Raw genomic sequence first — 16,740 nt, forward strand, 5'->3', positions numbered from 1 at the left:
ATGCCGAGCGCCCCCGATGTCGACGCCCGGCTGGAATCAGCCGGCTAAGGAATAGGACGTCGAGGGGCCGGAGAAAGTTGACTTCTCCCGACATCTGGAGAATGCGAACGTCCTTCGGCCGGCCGGCGCGAAAAATCGCTTGGGCGCCTCCTGGCGATGGCCCAGACTTGGCCGGTGTGGGCCACATCGAAGTCGCGCATCTCGACCACGCCCTGCCCGACGGGCGGGTCCTGCTCTCCGACGTCTCGTTCCGGGTCGGCGACGGGTCGGTCGCGGCGCTGGTCGGGCCCAACGGCGCCGGCAAGACGACCCTGCTCCGCCTCGTGGCCGGCGACCTGGAGGCGCAGAGCGGCTCGGTCGTGCGCAGCGGCGGCCTCGGTGTGATGCGGCAGTTCATCGGCAACATCCGCGACGAGTCGACCGTGCACGACCTGCTCGTGTCCACCGCGCCGCCGCGTGTACGCGACGCGGCGGCGTCGCTGGAGCGGGCCGAGCTGGCCATGATGGAGCGCGACGACGAGGCCACCCAGCTGCGCTACGCCAAGGCCCTCACCGACTGGGGCGACGCCGGCGGGTACGACGCCGAGGTGCTCTGGGACGCCTGCTGCGTCGCCGCCCTCGGCGCGCCCTACGACCGCACCCGCTACCGCGACGTGAAGACCCTGTCGGGCGGCGAGCAGAAGCGCCTCGTGCTGGAGGCGCTGTTCCGCGGCACGGACGAGGTGCTGCTGCTCGACGAGCCGGACAACTATCTCGACGTCCCGGGCAAGCTGTGGCTGGAGGAGCGGCTGCGGGAGACGCGCAAGACGGTGCTGCTCGTCTCGCACGACCGCGAGCTGCTCGCGCGCGCCGCGCGGCAGATCGTCACGGTCGAGTCCGCGACCGTCTGGACACACGGCTCCGGCTTCGCCACGTACGCCGAGGCGCGGCGCGCGCGCAACGAACGACTCGAGGAGCTGCGGCGGCGCTGGGACGAGGAGCACGCCAAGCTCAAGGCCCTGGTCCAGATGTACAAGCAGAAGGCCGCCGGCAACGCCGACATGGCCTCCCGGTACCACGCGGCGCAGACGCGGCTGCGCCGGTTCGAGGAGGCGGGGCCCCCGGAGATCCCGCCGCGCGACCAGAACCTCAAGATGCGCCTGCGCGGTGGCCGTACCGGCAAACGCGCCGTGATCTGCGAGGGACTGGAGCTGACCGGCCTGATGCGGCCCTTCGACGCCGAGATCTGGTACGGCGAGCGCGTCGCGGTACTCGGCTCGAACGGCTCGGGAAAGAGCCACTACCTGCGGCTGCTGGCCGGTGACGACGTGGCGCACACGGGCGTGGGCCGGCTGGGGGCGCGCGTCGTTCCGGGGCTGTTCGCCCAGACCCATGCCCGGCCGGATCTGCGGGGCCGCACGCCGGCGGAGATCCTGATGACCGAGCACGCCCGGCTGCGCAACGAGGCGATGTCCGCGCTGTCCCGCTACGAGCTGAACTTCTGCGGCGACCAGCCGTTCGAGACGCTGTCGGGCGGGCAGCAGGCGCGGTTGCAGATCCTGCTGCTGGAGATGAGCGGCTGCACACTGCTGCTGCTCGACGAGCCGACCGACAACCTCGACCTGGCCAGCGCCGAGGCCCTGCAGCAGGGGCTGGAGGCCTACGAGGGCACGGTGGTGGCGGTCACGCACGACCGGTGGTTCGCGCGGTCGTTCGACCGGTTTCTGGTGTTCGGCGGCGACGGCACCGTGTACGAGACGGCCGAGCCGGTGTGGGACGAGACCCGCGTCGACCGCCCGCGCTGACCGACCGCCCGCGCTCGCGGACCGTTCCTCGCCGGCCGGCGGCCCGGGTGTCAGCCGACCGGGGCCAGATCCAACTCGATCTTGACCTCGTCCGCCACCCTGAGCTGGCCGAACAGCGCGGAGTAGGGCTTGATCCCCCAGCGCGACTGGACGACGGACGCCTCGGCGGTCAGCCGCTCGCCGGAGATCCGGCCGTGCACGGTGACGGGCCGGGTGACGTCCATGATCGTCAGCTCGCCCTCGACGGTGAACGCCGCGGGCGTGCCCGCCACGCCGGTGGACCGGAACCGGATCACCGGGTGGGCACGCGTCTTCAGGATCTTCTCGCGGACGGTCTTGACGATCTCGATCCGGTCGGCCGCGGTGAGCGGCACGACACCGCCGCCGCCCTCGACGACCTCGAACGAGGCGGGATCGATCTCGGCGGTCACCACGGAGGCGGACGGATCGTCGAGGTCGATGACCGCCTCCCCGGACCAGCGTGCGGCCTCGATCGTCAGGTCGTGCCCCGCCCGGCGGCCGAGCCCGCTCCGGCCCGTGCGCAGCCGGAGCGTCCCCGATGCGGGACCCAGTGCGTAAGTGCCGCTGGTCAGCGCCATGAGCACCACATTACGACCTGGGAGCCGACCGCGCTGAAGGCCTGGGCCTGTCTCGAAGTCCCCGTCCGTAGCGAGCGGCGTCCAGGCGTCGCGTCGCAAGGCGGAGGAGGGAGTCAGCCCGGGTTCGGCTGTCGCCTCTTCGGGGGCGACAACGCGGCTCAATTCCGTACGGTCGACGCCGATCGAGCTGCCGAGCGACCCGGAGCAGGCCGTTGCCTGGGCAATCCCGCCAGAGCCGGCGAAGTCGCAGCGGCGGATGGACACCAACCCGGCACCGGCCCGCCCGGAGACGGCCCACGCACCGGGCATCGAGACGACGACCTTCGAGCAGTGGGCTCACGGGGAGGCGCGGGCGGACCAAGGCCGGCCGAGAGGGCCCGCGCCTCGCGTCGGTACGGGCCTGCGGCCCTCAGTGCTCGGCGAGCAGCCCGATGGCGCGGACGATCTCGGCCAGCGTGTGGAACTCCTGGCCCTCCGGCAGCCCGGAGACGGCGTCGACGACCGAGTCGGGGGCGCGGTGGGACCGCAGGTGGGTCAGCAGCCGTGCCCGGTCGGCGGGGAACACGGTCGGTGGCAGGTTCCGGGTCAGCGCGGCGCGACGCGCGACGTCGGCGGGTGACATGCCGCGCGGTGGCGTCCGGTGGCGCTCGGGCGAGGCGTCACCGCCTCCCGGCCGGCCCTCCCGGGCGCGGCCGGCGCCGTTCCTGCTCAGGCTCTCGGTCTCCTTGTGCAGGTAGTCGTCCCGGACCGGACCCTGCTTGTCGCTCTCGCGGTGCATAGACCTCACCTTTCGCGTAGCCCTCTCAGGCGCCCCCACGCGCTGGCGTTCCGGACCGACCTCCTTCGGGGCACGACAGCGAAACGGAGCGCCGAAATGCTCCACCTGACACCGGGCGGTCGCCGCGCGACCCCCTGTGAGCCGCCGTACCCGAGCCGGACAGGAGCGAACCCTCACCCCCCGCCGGCCGGCGATCGCGCCCACCCGATCAAGCGCTCGGCCGGTCCGCCCCGGCCGGGGGCTCGGGCAGAGGCCGGCGGCTGGGCGCGGCGACCTCGGCGGGCCCGAAGACGGCCAGCGCGGCACGGCTCTTGGTGATCTCCACCGGACCGTCGGCCGTGCCCGGCTCGCCGTCGCAGGCGAGGCGCAGCGAGCCCTCGGCCCCGCCCACGCTCAGGGAGGCGGTGCGCCAGGTCTTGTAGTCGGGCATCAGGTGCAGGTGCCCGACGAGCAGCGCGGCGACGGCGCGCGCCTTGCCGATATGGCGCTTGGCGCCGATCAGGCGTACGTCGAGCAGGCCGTCGGCCAGGTGCTCGCGCCAGGTCGGGGCGACGCCGTAGGAGCCGTACCGGCAGTTGCCGATGAAGGCGAACCACACGCGCAGCCGCCGCCCCTCGACGTACACCTCCGTCGGCTCGGTGTGCCGCAGGACGCGGATCGCGGCCACCGCGAGCGCCGGCCACTTGCCCAGGCGGCTCTCCATGCGCCGCCGCAGGTCGACCAGCTCGGTGTACGCGCCGAAGCTCGCCGTGTTGAGGAACACGCGCCGTCCCGCGCGGGCGACGTCGACCCGGATGACGGCGCCCGACCGGTAGGCCTCGACGGCGTCCTTGGCGGTCTCCAGGCCGATCGCGCGGGCGAAGTGGTTCAGCGTGCCGCCGGGGATCACCAGCAGCGGCAGGCCGCGGTCGAGGGCGACCTCGGCGCCGGCGTTGATCGTGCCGTCGCCGCCGCAGACCCCGAGCACGGTCGCCCGGTCCGCGGCGTCGCCGAGCGCCTTGCCCAGGTCCTCGCCGGCCTCGACGATCTCCGCCTGCGGCAGCTCGGCGCGGAGCAGGCTCGTGACGTCGCCGCCGCCCGCGTCTTTGTTGATCACCACGACGACGCCGGCGCCGTCGGGTGAGATGCCCTGGACGGCTTCGGCCGGCATCGACCACACGGCTCCGGCCGGCGCGGGACGGGTGGGCCAGACCAGCCGGGTCGTCGCGGCGGCCACCGCGCCGAGCGCCAGGCCGGCCATGACGTCGCCCGGGTAGTGCGCGCCGGTGTAGACACGGGAGAAGGCCACCCCGGCGGCGGCCGCGGCCACGGGAAGCACGACGGACGCGGGCGCCTCCAGCGCCAGCGCGCCGGTGAAGGCCGCGGCCGCCGCCGAGTGCCCGGAGGGGAAGGACGGGGAGGACGGCAGCCGCCACCGCACCCGCGCCGCGGGGAGCGCGGTGCCGCGCCCGATGCTCGTCGGCAGGCCGGCCAGCTCGATCAGCGGACGGCGGCGGCGGAACATCTGCTTGCCCACGAGGTTGGCGATCGGGCTGGTCAGGCTGAGCGCGAACACGCCGCGCAGCGCCGCCCGGCGCAGCCGCGGCTGCCGTGTCAGGGCCAGTCCGCCGGCGACCCCCAGCCACAGCAGGGAGTGGTCGGCGGCTCTGGACAGGCGAGGGAGGACGTACTCGAAACCGCGGAGCCGTGCCGCGGCCACCGCGTCGAACGCGCGCTGGTCGAGCCGGACCGCTCGTTGCAACAGGGGCATGCGAGCCTCTATCCCCCGTCGCGGTCAAGATATGTCGGGGGTTATCCAAGGTCAGTGGCGTCGGCGGCGGCCGTCGGCACACCCGGGCTCGGTATCCCGGTTACAGCCCGATCACGCCGAAGATCACATTCTCGCCATGCATCTCACTGAACGTCGATGCCGGGGCTCTGTCTGCAATAGGCTCATCCGCATGAGTCACCCGGAACGGCTCGGAGCCTCGGGTGGCGGACCGGCGCACGCGATAGCCGAGCCCCCACAGCTCAACGGGCATCGTTCGCTGGCCGAGTTCGCCACCAAGCAGGGGCTCAAGCAGAGCGCCGCCCGCCCCCCGATGGGCTCGTACATCAGTCAGCTCTGGCAGCGTCGCCACTTCATCTGGGCGTTCGCGTCGGCCAAGAACATCGCGATGTACACCGAGTCGCGCCTCGGTCAGGTGTGGCAGGTCCTCACACCGCTGCTCAACGCGGCGGTGTACTACCTGATCTTCGGCCTGCTGCTCGGTGTCAGCCGCGGCCTGCCGCACAACACGTTCATTCCGTTCCTGGTCTGCGGTGTCTTCATCTTCACCTTCACCCAGCGGTCGGTGCAGACGGGCGCCAAGTCGGTCGGCGACAACCTGTCGCTGATCCGTGCCCTGCACTTCCCGCGGGCCAGCCTGCCGCTGGCGTACACCATCATCGAGCTCCAGCAGCTGCTCGTCTCGATGGTCGTGCTGTTCGTCATCGTGCTCGGCTTCGGCGAGCCGCTCACGCTCGACTGGCTGTTGCTGGTCCCGGTCCTGATGATGCAGGTGCTGTTCAACGTCGGAATGAGCCTCGTGCTCGCCCGCATCGGCGCGTTCAACCGCGACATCCAGCAGCTGCTGCCGTTCATCATGCGGACCTGGCTCTACTTCTCCGGCATCATCTACAGCCTGTCCGGGCTGATGAACTCGTCCAAGATCCACGCCCACCCGTGGATCGGGAAGGTCCTCGAGGCCAACCCCGGATACATCTACGTCGAGCTGTCGCGCCTTTCCATCCTCGACAGCTACCGGGGCTACGTGCACGAGACGCTGCACGAGCAGACGAATCACCTGTGGTGGTACGGCCTGGGTTGGTCGGTCGTGGTGTTCGTCATAGGGTTCTGGTTCTTCTTCCGCGCCGAGGAGAGGTACGGCCGTGGCTGACGTCAAGGAGAAGCTCAAGGTGGCCGAGCAGCCGGCGCCGCGGGTGACCATCGACCAGACCCGCGAGCCGATCGTCGTCGTCGACGACCTGCACATCAAGTACCGGGTGTACGGCGCCGGCGGCAAGGGCAACGCCGCGAGCGCCTTCATCCGCGTGCTGCGCCGCGAGCACAGGCCGACGATGAAGGTGGTCCACGCGATCCGCGGCCTGTCCTTCGTCGCCTACAAGGGTGACGCGATCGGCGTCATCGGCACCAACGGCTCGGGCAAGTCGACGCTGCTCAAGGCCATCGCCGGCCTGCTGCCGCCGGAGAGCGGCGGCGTGTACACCTCCGGCCAGCCGTCGCTGCTCGGCGTGAACGCCGCGCTGATGAACGACCTCACGGGCGAGCGCAACATCATCCTCGGCTGCCTGGCCATGGGCATGACGCCCGAAGAGGTCAAGAAGAAGTACGACGAGATCGTGAAGTTCGCCGGGCTCAAGGAGGGCTTCATCCAGCTGCCGATGCGGGCCTACTCCTCCGGCATGGGCTCGCGGCTGCGGTTCGCCATCGCCGCGTCCAAGTCACACGACGTGCTGCTCATCGACGAGGCGCTGGCCACCGGCGACGCGAAGTTCCGCCGCAAGAGCGCGAAGAAGATCGACGAGCTGCGCGAAGAGGCGGGCGCCGTCTTCCTGGTCGCCCACCAGCTCGACTCGATCCGGGAGATGTGCAACCGGGTGCTGTGGATCGACGAGGGCAGGATGGTGATGGACGGCGACCCCGACACCGTCGTCGACGCCTACACCGAGGCCACCGGCAAGTAATCCTCTCTTTCGAAGCTCTTCTGAAGCCCGAGCCCTGGAGGGCTCGGGCTTCACGCTTTGTGAGCCGCCGCTCACCGGAAGAGCAGGTTTGACGAACGAGTTTCCGGGCCGCTCCGGGCGGTGCCGGAACTGCCCCTTTATGACGGCCTGCCGCCGATCTACCTTCGAGGGAGACGCTCCTTCCCGAGAGAGGCCGGGGGTTGGCACCGAGCAGCGAGCAGCCCGGCGGGCATGGTGGCCGGCACCGCCGGCGAGCGGACCGGCCGTGAGGCGCCGCGACGAGGCGGGCACGGCGGCGAAGGCGGTCGAGGCCCGGGGCCTCGTCAAGGTGTACGAGGGGCGCCGTGACCGGCAGGTCCGCGCGCTCGACGGGATCGACGTGTCCTCGAACCAGGGTGAGTACCTGGTGTTGCTCGGCCCCTCGGGCTGCGGCAAGACCACGCTGCTGCGCACCATCGCGGGCCTGGAGCGGCCGACCGAGGGCGAGGTGTACATCGGCGGCCAGCTCGTCAACGGGCTGCCGCCGAGGATCCGCCGGGTCGCGATGGTCCTGCAGTCCTACGCCCTGTATCCGCACAAGACCGTCCACAGCAACATCGAATTCCCGCTGAAGGCCGAGAACGTCCCGCGCCACCTGCGCGAGCGCAAGATCCGCTGGGCGGCCGAGCTGCTCGGCATCCCGGACCTGCTCGGCCGCAAACCCCGGCAGCTGTCCGGCGGTGAGCGCCAGCGGGTCGCGCTGGCCCGTGCCCTCGTCCGTGAGCCGGCCGTCTTCCTGCTCGACGAGCCGCTGTCGGGGCTGGACGCCAAGCTGCGCGCCACGACCCGCGACGAGCTCAAACGCTTCCAGCGGCAGATCGGCACCGCGACGATCTACGTGACGCACGACCAGGAAGAGGCGATGGGGCTCGGCGACCGCGTGGCGGTGCTGGACGCCGGGCGGCTGCGCCAGGTCGGCACGCCCCGCGACATCTACGACGAACCGGCCGACACGTTCGTCGCGACGTTCGTCGGCTCTCCCCCGATGAACCTCGTGCAGCGCGCCGACCGGCTCGTCGGCTTCCGGCCCGAGCACTTACTGCCGGCGGAGAACGTCGCGTACGACTCCCGCGTCACCATGCCGCTGCGGATCGAGCGCATCGAGTACCTGTCCGGCGACCGGCACGTGTACGGCACGGTGACGAGGATCGGCGCGGAGACGCGGGTGATCGCGCGGCTGCCCGCCACCGTCATCACGCCGCTGACGCCGGGCGAGACGCACGAGTTCGCGGTGCCGGGCGACCGGCTGCGCTTCTTCGACGCCGAGTACGGCATCCGTACCGCGCCGGTACGGATCGGCGGTTGAGCGGCACGCGGGCGCGCGCCGGTGACCGGGCGCGCCTCACCGACCGCGAGGGCTTCTTGGCCTGGGCGTTCCTGCTGCCCACGGTCGTCTACCTGACGGCGCTGGTGGTGGCGCCGTTCGTGCTGACGGTCGCGTTCGCGTTCTCGCGCTCGACGGGCGACGCACCGTCGTACCGGTTCGCCGGGCTGCGCGACTTCCGCGCGGTGTTCGGCGACGACGTCTTCTGGCGGTCGCTGCTCGACACGCTCGCCCTGACCGGCGTCGCGATCGTCCTCGTCGTGGTCCTCGGGACGGTCCTCGCGCACGTCCTGCGCGCCGGCTTCCGCTTCCGCCGTACGGTGCGCACGCTGGTGCTGCTGCCGTGGACGACACCGGTCGCGCTGTCGGCGATCTCCTGGCGATGGCTGCTCGGTTCGGCCGGGGTGGACCGGATGCTGCGCGCCGCCTCCCTGCTGCACGGCGGCGGGTCGCCGCTCGATCGTACGGGGCCCGCGGCGGTCGCGGTGGTCGCCGTGCACGTCTGGCGGCTGACGCCGCTCGCCACCGTCATCGTGCTGGCCGGGCTGAACTCCGTGCCGCCCGGCGTGTGGGACGCCGCCCGTCTCGACGGGGCCGGCGTCTGGCGGCGCTTCTTCGGCGTGACGGTGCCGCTGACCCTGCCGGTGACCGCGGTGGCCGCGGTGTTCACGGCGGCGATCACCTTCGCGGACGTGGCCGTGGTGCGGGTGCTGACGGGCGGCGGGCCGCACGACTCGACCCAGGTGCTGCCCACGCTGGCGTACCTGCGCGGCGTCGAGGGCGGCGACATCGGCGCCGGGGCGGCCGCGTCCCTCTTCCTGCTCCCGCTGTTCCTCGCCGGTGCGGCCGTGGTGCTCCGCGTCGTACGGCGGGCGGAGGCGGACCGGTGAACGGGCTGGCGGCGCGCACGGCGGCGCGGGAGATGCTGCGCCAGCGGCGGCTGGCGGCCGTGCGGCAGGCCGGGGTGCGCGTGACGGTCTACGCCGCCGCGGCGGTCGCCGCGCTGGTCTGCGCGGCGCCGTTCCTGTGGAGCCTGGTGACCGCCTTCGAGCGCGGCGTGCCCGGCGCGCGGCACCGGCCGACCACCGAGCACGTCCGCGCCCTGTTCCACTCGACGCGGTTTCCGGCGTTCGTGGTGAACACCCTGGTGGTCGGCGGTCTGGTCGTGGTCGTCACGCTGGCGCTCGCGCTGCCGGCGGCGTACGCCCTGTCCCGGCTGCACCGCTCGTGGGGCACCCGGGCGGGGATCGCGATCCTGCTGGTGTACCTCGTGCCGCCGCCGCTGCTGTTCCTGTCGCTGTCGCGCGTGGTCGCGACGCTGGGCCTGGCCGACTCGATCTGGTCGCTCGTCCTCATCCACCCGACCGTGACCGTGCCCGTGTCGGTCTGGCTGCTCGCGGCGTTCCTGCGTGCCGTGCCGGTCGACCTCGAGGAGCAGGCGATGGTCGACGGGCACAGCCGCTTCGGTGCGTTCGTCCGCGTGGTGGCGCCGCTGGTGCTCCCGGGAGTGGCGGCCGTCGCCGTCCTCACCTTCACGCTGGCCGCCGGGGAGTTCACCTACGCGCTGACGTTCATCTGGTCGGACGCGAACATGCCGGTGGGCACCGGGCCGCCCGTACGGCTCGGCGGCGGCGACCCGATGCTGTGGCGGTCGATGCAGAGCGGCGCGGTCTTCGTGGCCGTGCCGCTCGCGATCGGGTGCGGGCTGTTCCTCGACCGGTTCGTCACCGTACTCGCGGACGGCGCACACCGGGACTGATGGCCGCCCCCGGGCCGGTCAGGCCTCCACGACGCGCGGGCCGCCGTCGGCGGTCCGGCGGGCCACCGGGGCCATCCACACGTAGTACAGGGCCGAGGCGACGATCAGGCCGATGATCCAGGAGATGTCGGCGCCGCCGAGGTGCTTCACCATCGGCCCGGTGAAGAACGTCGAGCTGACGAACGGGATCTCGACCACGACGCCGATCACGTACGCCCCGATGGTGCGCCAGTTGAACCCGCCGTACACGCCGTCCGGGCGGAAGATCGCGTCGATGTCGTACCGCTCCTTGCGGACGAAGTAGAAGTCGATCAGGTTGATCGCCGTCCACGGGATGAGGAAGTACGCCAGGAACAGGATGAAGTTCTCGAAGTTGTGCAGGAAGTCGGCGCTCGCCGCCAGGGCGACGACCGTGCCCACGACCGCGGCGAGCAGCACGAAGGCCAGCCGCACGCCGGCGTTCATCCGCATCGGGCGCAGCGCGGTCAGCGTGGTGGTCGCCGACATGAACATGCCGTAGAGGTTCAGCACGTTCACCGCGACGATGCCGAGCACGATGATCAGTGAGAACGGCCAGTGGGGATCGGCCAGGCCGACCACGAACGAGACCGAGCCGCCCTCGAAGGACTTGGCAGCCACCGCGGCGCAGATGCTGCCGAACGCCATCATCCAGACGGTGCCGAGCACGCTCCCGGCGTAGGTCCACCAGAACGCCGCCCGGACCGACGTGTCCTGCGGCAGGTAGCGGGAGTAGTCGGCGACGTACGGCGCGTAGGTGATCTGCCAGGTCGCGGCGATCGCCACCACGAGCAGGAACGTACCCGCCCCGACGTGCCCGGAGTGCCAGACCCGGCCCACGTGGTGCCCGGTCAGCAGGCGGTAGGTGAGGTAGAGGAAGCCGACCGCGGCGATGAGGCTGACCCACTGCTCGTACTGGTGGATCAGCCGGTATCCGTAGGCGGCGAGCACCGTGCAGACCGCCGACACGATGATCGTGGCGGGCGTCCGGCCGATCCCCCACCAGTCGGCGAGCGCCGAGCCACCGAGCACCGCGCTGGTCGCGAAGAAGCCGACGTACATCAGGACGACGAGCAGCAGCGGCAGGATCGCCCCGTAGAACCCGAACTGCGCGCGACTCTGGATCATCTGCGGGATGCCGAGCTTGGGTCCCTGCGCCGAGTGAAGCGCCATGAAGATCGCGCCGAGCAGGTTGCCGATGACCAGGGCGACGATCGCCCAGGGCAGCGGAAGCCCGAGCACCACGCCGAGCGCCCCCGTCACCGCGGTGGTGACCTGCATGTTCGCGCCGAACCACACGGTGAAGAGCCGCCACACCGACCCGTGCCGCTCCTCGGGCGGGACGAAGTCGATCGACCGTTGTTCGACCCCGAGGGCCCCGCCCTGTCCGGCGCTCTGGGTACCGCCGCCGACCTGCTGTTTCGTCATGCGCGCAGCCTCACGCTCGCGTCAGCGGTCCCGCAAGAGCCCTCCCGGGCGAACCGTCTGAGATCCGAGACAACGGCGCGAGCCGAGGTCATCGCGGCGGCGCACGCTCCGCTCACGCCTCGCGCCGGTGGAACGCCTCGAGGATGTCCCGCTCCTCCTCCGATAGTCGCAGGGCGCCCGCGGCCACGTTGGCGGCCAGGTGGTCACGGTCGCCGGTGCCCGGGATGACCAGCACGTGTGGTCCGCGGTGCAGCGCCCACGCCACGCGCACCTGCGCCGCGCTCGCCCCGTGCGCCCGCGCGACGGCCAGCACCTCGTCGGCCTCGGCCCCGCGCACGCCCGCCTGCCCTCCGGTCCCGGCGATCGCGTAGAACGGCACGAAGGCGACCCCCTGCTCTTCGCAGACGCGGACGAACTCGTCCTGTTCGGGGCGTACTCCGAGGCCGTACATGTTCTGCACGCAGACCACCGGCGCGATGGCCTGGGCCTCGGCGAGGTGGTGCGGCCGGACGTTGGACAGGCCCAGGTGGCGGATCAACCCGGCCTCCCGGAGTTCGGCCAGCGCACCGAAGCGCTCGGCGATCGAGTCGGTGCCGACGATGCGCAGATTGACCACGTCGAGATGGTCGCGGCCGAGCTGGCGCAGGTTCTCCTCGACCTGGCCGCGCAACTGGGCGGGCGTGGCGTGGGGCGACCAGGCGCCCGACGGGTCGCGACCCGGTCCGACCTTGGTGGCGATCACGAGATCGTCCGGGTACGGGGCCAGCGCCCGATTGATCAGCTCGTTCGCGGAGCGCAGCGAGGAGAAGTAGAACGCGGCGGTGTCGATGTGGTTCACCCCGAGCTCGATCGCGTGGCGCAGCACACCGATCGCCTCGTCGCGGTCGCGGGCCACGGCGTCGGGTGCGAACGCCTCTCCGGTCTGGGGCAGCCGCATCGCGCCGAACCCGATCCGGTTGACTCGCAGGTCGCCGAGGGTCCAGGTACCCGCGGCCGCCGCGGGCGTCGTCTCTGAAGTCATGCGGGGATGATCCTCACGAGGTAGCCTGCCGGGCAATTGATTCCGAAATACATGAATCTCGGGGGGACTGTGCTCGCTGAGCTGACCTTCTCGGTGAGCGATCTGGTGCAGATGCGGTTCGCCCGCTCACCGATGTGGGAGGTCGGGCCGAGCAACCGCCTGCTGCGGTCCGGATCCGCGCACCCCGTGCACCGGGCCTGGGCCGAACAGGTACGACCGCGGCTGGCGAGCGCCGGCCTCGACCGGGGATGGCTCGCCGAGCTGATCCCGCCCCGCGGGTACGTTCCCGACTTCCTCAACCCGGCCCCGGCCGTGCCGGCTCCCACCCTGGCGGACGAGCTGGCCCGCATTCAGGCCGCTCCCACCGGCCGCGTACGCCAGGATCTGGACCGGCTGAAGAGCGAGCGGGGACGTCTCGGCCCCCGGCTGACCCGGCTGTACGCCGACCCGCCGGCCCACCTGCCCCGGGTCACGGAGGAGATCGAGGCGTACTGGGAGCTGGCGCTGGCCCCGTACTGGTCACGGATCCGGGCGGTGCTCGACGCGGACGTCTTCCACCGTGCTCGCCAGGTCGCCGAGCAGGGCGCGAGTCGCCTCCTGAGCGATCTGCACCCCTCGGTGAGCTGGACCGACGACGCGCTGCGGCTGGCCCGCCGGCAGCGGCCCCTGTCCCGTAGCGCCGCGGGACAGGGGCTGGTGCTGATCCCGTCGGTCTTCACCGGGCCGGGGCTGTTCACCCTCGTGTCGCCGCCCGATCCGCCGCAGCTGGCCTATCCCGCGCGTGGCACCGGCACGCTGTGGCGGCCACGGTCCGTGGCCGGGACCGCCGCCCTCGCCGCCGTACTCGGCCGATCGCGGACCCTCCTGCTGGCCGAGCTGGAGACACCGGCCTCCACCACCGAGCTCTCCCGGCGGACGGGGCTGTCACCCGCCGGGGTCTCCCAGTGCCTCACGGCGCTGCGCGACGCGGGCCTGGTCAGCGCCCACCGCGCCGGCCGCTCGGTGCTCTACGCCCGGACCGCCGCCGCCGAGTCCCTCCTCGCGGCCCCCACCGACCGGTGAGCACCGGGCCTGGGCGTACCGGCGAAAGTGTCAGAGCCGGGGCGTACGGTGCGCGGCATGACGACATGGGCGGAGTTCGAGGCGAGGGCACCGGAGCTGGCGACGCTCGGCGAGGCCCGGTTCCGCGCCAGCGGGCTGGTGCTCGTCGGCACGTTGCGGGCGAACGGCTGGCCGCGCATCACCCCGGTCGAGCCCAGGCTCGTCGACGGCGAGTTGCAGCTCGGCATGATGTGGCAGTCGCTGAAGGCGCTCGACCTGCTGCGCGACCCGCGGTGCACGGTGCACAGCACCACCTCCGACAAGGACGGCACCGAGGGCGACTTCAAGGTGTACGGCACGGCCGAGCACGTGACCGACCCCGCACGCCGCGAACGGCACTGCCAGGTGACCGAGCAGGAGATCGGCTGGCGGCCGGCCGACGACGAGTTCCACGTGTTCTCGATCGACATCCAGGAGGTCGCCTACGCCCTCTTCGCCGGCAACGAGGACGACCCGAAGATCTATTCCTGGCGTCCGGAGGGTGATCTTCGGCGGCTGCACGTGCGGTCCTGATAGGACTGGGGTAAGCGTCCGGCCGACCGGGTCACCCGGCCCGCGTGCAGGGGGCCGGACGCGCACCAACCGCGATCCCAGGAGGTTGCCATGGTCGGCAGGCCGCCCCTTCCGCACGATTTCCTTCCCCCGGTCGAATCCTTCTCGGTGACCAGCGACGACATCGCGGACGGCGAGCGTCTGTCCAACGCCCACGTCTTCAACGACTGGGGTTTCAGCGGCGACAACATCTCGCCGCACCTGAGCTGGTCGGGCTTTCCGGCCGAGACCAAGAGCTTCGCCGTCACCTGCTTCGACCCCGACGCGCCGACGGGCAGCGGCTTCTGGCACTGGGTGCTGTTCGACATCCCGGCGTCGGTGACCGAGCTTCCGTCCGGCGCGGGCGGCGGTGACTTCAAGGGCCTGCCGCAGGGGGCCGTGCACGCGCGCAACGACTACGGCAACAAGGAGTTCGGCGGCGCGGCTCCGCCTCCGGGCGGCCCGCACCGCTACGTCTTCACCGTGCACGCGCTGGACACCGAGTCCCTGGGCCTTCCCGCCGACACCGCGCCGGCGGTGGTGGGCTTCAACATCACGGCCCACACGCTGGCCCGCGCCCAGATCGTCCCGGAGTACGAGAGCTGACCCACGGGCGGTGTGGGCCCGGCGCCCGCACCGCCCGGCAGGCCGCCGTACGAACCTGATCGGCGCCGGTCACGTCCGGACGTGACCGGCTCTGTCGGAGGGCGAGGCCGGCGCACCGGCCCCGGAAAGGTTTCCGGGGCCGTACCTGTCCGGCACGGCCCCGAAACCAAGCCCCGGCGGCGCACCCCCCGGGACCCATGTGACCGGCGGGCCGGCTCCCCAGCCCCGTTGGTCACCTCCGGACCCCCAGGGACGCCGGCCGTCGTCACATCTGGACCTGGGCCGCCGTTCACACACCGGCCCAGGCCATCTCATGATGGACGGCGGCGCCATCGTTCCGCTTCGCTTCCGCTATCGGTCGGGTCGGCCGATCCGATGCCGCGCGCGGAGGGACCGGTCAGATCGACGGACCGGCCGCCACCACATCGTGCGCGCTGGTGTCCCCACCCACGACGACCCCCTGGAAGGGGAACCGCTCGGCGCCGAACGCCGGCCTCAGGTCGGTCAGCCACTTGGCGGTGGGGTCGTACTTGGCGAAGAAGGGCTTGTTCACGAACTCCGGGTCGCGGCACTGGGTGAAGTGCAGGACGAAGACCTTCTCTCCGCCGATCTCGGCGATGCCGTCGACGCAGACCTTGCCCGGCGTGGCGGACATGGACGGCCCGCGGACCGTACGGCAGAGGCCGGAGACGTTCTTGTAGGCGTCACGGAACACCTCGTAGGCGCGCTCGAGCGTCACCGCGAAGTAGTCCTGCGGGCCCGTGTCCCGTTCGATGAACATGTAGTACGGCACCATCCCCATCCGGAGCTGGCGGCGCCACATGGTCTCCCAGGTCTCGGAGGAGTCGTTGATCGTACGGATCAGCGGGGCCTGCGTGCGGATGACGGCCCCTGTGTCGCGGATCCGGCGGACCGCCTCGGAGACGATCGACGGCTCCAGCTCCCGCGGGTGCGTGAAGTGGGCCATGAACGCGAGATTCTTGCCGGCGTTGGTCACCTGCTCGAACAGGCGGAGGGTGTCGTCGGCGTCGGGGTCGGTCACCCAGCGCTGCGGCCAGTACGCCAGAGCCTTGGTGCCGATGCGGATCGACTCGAGCTGCTCGACTTCGAGAAGGGGCTCGATGTAGCGGCGCAGCACCGGCTCACCCATGATCATCGGGTCGCCGCCGGTGAACAGGATGTTGGTCACCTCGGGGTGGCTCTCGAGGTACCGCTTGAGCCGGCCGATGTCGTCGGCCGCCATCTTCAGGTCGGGCTCGCCCACGAACTGGGCCCAGCGGAAGCAGTACGTACAGTACGCGTGACACGTCTGGCCCTGCTTGGGGAAGAACAGCACCGTCTCGTGGTACTTGTGCTGCAGGCCCGGCATCGGCTCCTCGCGGAGGCTCGGGATGTTGAGCTGCAGCTGACCGGCGGGATGAGGGTTGAGCCTCATCCGTACCTGGTGGGCCAGGGCCTCGATCTCCGCCTTGGGAGCGTCTCGCCGGATGAGGTCGGACAACCGCGCGACGTCCTCGGAGGGAAGCATGTCCTCTTGGGGGAAGACGAGCCGATAGATCGGATCGTCCGGAGCGGCGGACCAGTCGATCAGCTCGTCCAGGACGTAGCTGTTGGTACGGAACGGCAGAACCGTCGCGACCGCCCTGGTGCCCAGGCGCTGCTCGGCGGTCAACCCGGCGCGGGCGGTGAGCTCATCCAGGTGTTTCGCCGTGAAGGCGCGGAATCGGCGGCCGGTGGTTCGCACAGCGGCCGGCGCCGCGTCATTGACCAAGGTCACGTGTTGTTACTCCTTTGACATCGAGGGAAAGCGTGCGACGCGCCGCATCCGCCCCAGGCGGACATGCGGACGCTCGCCGGCAGGTTGTTTCAACTCCTTCGCACTCGACTACGGCGCCGCAGGTCGCGACGCCTCAACGCTCCCCGCCCCATTGAACCCTGAATCTCCCGTTTCTTACGAATCTGATACCCGTACGGGTGCTTATCGATACGCGGACACAAGGGCCACTGACCTCTCAACGTCACAATC

15 protein-coding genes are annotated in these 16,740 nt (G+C 71.4%); 9 read left to right on the forward strand and 6 right to left on the reverse strand.

The window, feature by feature from the left end; translation table 11 throughout:
• Positions 1 to 176 precede the first annotated feature (176 nt).
• Complete coding sequence (locus tag OG417_RS45685; RefSeq protein WP_329243321.1) at positions 177 to 1,784, forward strand: ABC-F family ATP-binding cassette domain-containing protein; 1,608 nt, start codon at positions 177 to 179, stop codon at positions 1,782 to 1,784.
• Positions 1,785 to 1,834: 50 nt separating this feature from the next.
• On the opposite strand, the gene OG417_RS45690 is transcribed toward OG417_RS45685, so the two are convergent.
• The 3 genes from OG417_RS45690 to OG417_RS45700 form a co-directional block, all read right to left on the reverse strand.
• Positions 1,835 to 2,383 (reverse strand): YceI family protein, encoded by a 549-nt coding sequence (locus OG417_RS45690; protein ID WP_329243325.1) that lies wholly within the window; start codon positions 2,381 to 2,383, stop codon positions 1,835 to 1,837.
• A 409-nt stretch (positions 2,384 to 2,792) separates the two neighbouring features.
• On the reverse strand, positions 2,793 to 3,161 hold the full coding sequence (locus tag OG417_RS45695) for a DUF2795 domain-containing protein (RefSeq protein WP_329243328.1): 369 nt from the start codon (positions 3,159 to 3,161) through the stop codon (positions 2,793 to 2,795).
• A gap of 208 nt (positions 3,162 to 3,369) precedes the next feature.
• Complete coding sequence (locus OG417_RS45700; RefSeq protein WP_329243331.1) at positions 3,370 to 4,911, reverse strand: bifunctional phosphatase PAP2/diacylglycerol kinase family protein; 1,542 nt, start codon at positions 4,909 to 4,911, stop codon at positions 3,370 to 3,372.
• Between the two features lie 190 nt (positions 4,912 to 5,101).
• Between OG417_RS45700 and OG417_RS45705 the strand changes: the two genes are divergently transcribed.
• From OG417_RS45705 to OG417_RS45725, 5 genes are all read left to right on the forward strand, one after another.
• Positions 5,102 to 6,079 (forward strand): ABC transporter permease, encoded by a 978-nt coding sequence (locus tag OG417_RS45705; RefSeq protein ID WP_329243334.1) that lies wholly within the window; start codon positions 5,102 to 5,104, stop codon positions 6,077 to 6,079.
• On the forward strand, positions 6,072 to 6,887 hold the full coding sequence (locus tag OG417_RS45710; RefSeq protein ID WP_329243337.1) for an ABC transporter ATP-binding protein: 816 nt from the start codon (positions 6,072 to 6,074) through the stop codon (positions 6,885 to 6,887). Before OG417_RS45705 ends, OG417_RS45710 begins: the two co-directional genes overlap by 8 nt.
• A 265-nt stretch (positions 6,888 to 7,152) precedes the next feature.
• Entirely contained in the window at positions 7,153 to 8,232 is a 1,080-nt protein-coding gene (locus tag OG417_RS45715; RefSeq protein ID WP_329243340.1) for an ABC transporter ATP-binding protein, read from the forward strand.
• Entirely contained in the window at positions 8,229 to 9,140 is a 912-nt protein-coding gene (locus OG417_RS45720; RefSeq protein ID WP_329243341.1) for a carbohydrate ABC transporter permease, read from the forward strand. Before OG417_RS45715 ends, OG417_RS45720 begins: the two co-directional genes overlap by 4 nt.
• Positions 9,137 to 10,009, forward strand: a complete 873-nt coding sequence (locus tag OG417_RS45725; RefSeq protein WP_329243343.1) for an ABC transporter permease subunit — start codon at positions 9,137 to 9,139, stop codon at positions 10,007 to 10,009. Before OG417_RS45720 ends, OG417_RS45725 begins: the two co-directional genes overlap by 4 nt.
• 18 nt (positions 10,010 to 10,027) lie before the next feature.
• Here OG417_RS45725 and OG417_RS45730 read toward each other — a convergent pair whose 3' ends face one another.
• Positions 10,028 to 11,455, reverse strand: coding sequence for a purine-cytosine permease family protein (locus OG417_RS45730; protein ID WP_329243346.1), 1,428 nt, complete (start codon positions 11,453 to 11,455; stop codon positions 10,028 to 10,030).
• Between the two features lie 112 nt (positions 11,456 to 11,567).
• Entirely contained in the window at positions 11,568 to 12,476 is a 909-nt protein-coding gene (locus OG417_RS45735) for an oxidoreductase (RefSeq protein WP_329243349.1), read from the reverse strand.
• Between the two features lie 69 nt (positions 12,477 to 12,545).
• Between OG417_RS45735 and OG417_RS45740 the strand changes: the two genes are divergently transcribed.
• The 3 genes from OG417_RS45740 to OG417_RS45750 all read left to right on the forward strand — a co-directional run bounded on the left by OG417_RS45740 (position 12,546) and on the right by OG417_RS45750 (position 14,714).
• Positions 12,546 to 13,538 (forward strand): ArsR/SmtB family transcription factor, encoded by a 993-nt coding sequence (locus OG417_RS45740; protein WP_329243352.1) that lies wholly within the window; start codon positions 12,546 to 12,548, stop codon positions 13,536 to 13,538.
• Between the two features lie 57 nt (positions 13,539 to 13,595).
• A complete protein-coding gene (locus OG417_RS45745) occupies positions 13,596 to 14,090 on the forward strand; it encodes a pyridoxamine 5'-phosphate oxidase family protein (protein WP_329243355.1) in 495 nt (164 codons plus the stop codon).
• Between the two features lie 90 nt (positions 14,091 to 14,180).
• On the forward strand, positions 14,181 to 14,714 hold the full coding sequence (locus OG417_RS45750; RefSeq protein WP_329243359.1) for a YbhB/YbcL family Raf kinase inhibitor-like protein: 534 nt from the start codon (positions 14,181 to 14,183) through the stop codon (positions 14,712 to 14,714).
• Between the two features lie 397 nt (positions 14,715 to 15,111).
• Here the strand turns inward: OG417_RS45750 and OG417_RS45755 are convergent, their stop codons facing one another.
• Positions 15,112 to 16,491, reverse strand: coding sequence for a KamA family radical SAM protein (locus tag OG417_RS45755; RefSeq protein ID WP_329243362.1), 1,380 nt, complete (start codon positions 16,489 to 16,491; stop codon positions 15,112 to 15,114).
• Positions 16,492 to 16,740: the final 249 nt, after the last annotated feature.

Origin of the sequence: Actinoallomurus sp. NBC_01490 (assembly GCF_036227085.1) — a bacterium.
Taxonomy (GTDB): Bacteria; Actinomycetota; Actinomycetes; order Streptosporangiales; family Streptosporangiaceae; genus Actinoallomurus; species Actinoallomurus oryzae.

Excerpts from the sequence above, each read along its gene's own strand:
- OG417_RS45690 (WP_329243325.1), bottom strand. The coding sequence starts at position 2,383 with ATGGCGCTGACCAGCGGCACTTACGCACTGGGTCCCGCATCGGGGACG.
- OG417_RS45695 (WP_329243328.1), bottom strand. The coding sequence starts at position 3,161 with ATGCACCGCGAGAGCGACAAGCAGGGTCCGGTCCGGGACGACTACCTG.
- OG417_RS45700 (WP_329243331.1), bottom strand. The coding sequence starts at position 4,911 with ATGCCCCTGTTGCAACGAGCGGTCCGGCTCGACCAGCGCGCGTTCGAC.
- OG417_RS45705 (WP_329243334.1), top strand. The coding sequence starts at position 5,102 with ATGAGTCACCCGGAACGGCTCGGAGCCTCGGGTGGCGGACCGGCGCAC.
- OG417_RS45730 (WP_329243346.1), bottom strand. The coding sequence starts at position 11,455 with ATGACGAAACAGCAGGTCGGCGGCGGTACCCAGAGCGCCGGACAGGGC.
- OG417_RS45735 (WP_329243349.1), bottom strand. The coding sequence starts at position 12,476 with ATGACTTCAGAGACGACGCCCGCGGCGGCCGCGGGTACCTGGACCCTC.
- OG417_RS45745 (WP_329243355.1), top strand. The coding sequence starts at position 13,596 with ATGACGACATGGGCGGAGTTCGAGGCGAGGGCACCGGAGCTGGCGACG.
- OG417_RS45750 (WP_329243359.1), top strand. The coding sequence starts at position 14,181 with ATGGTCGGCAGGCCGCCCCTTCCGCACGATTTCCTTCCCCCGGTCGAA.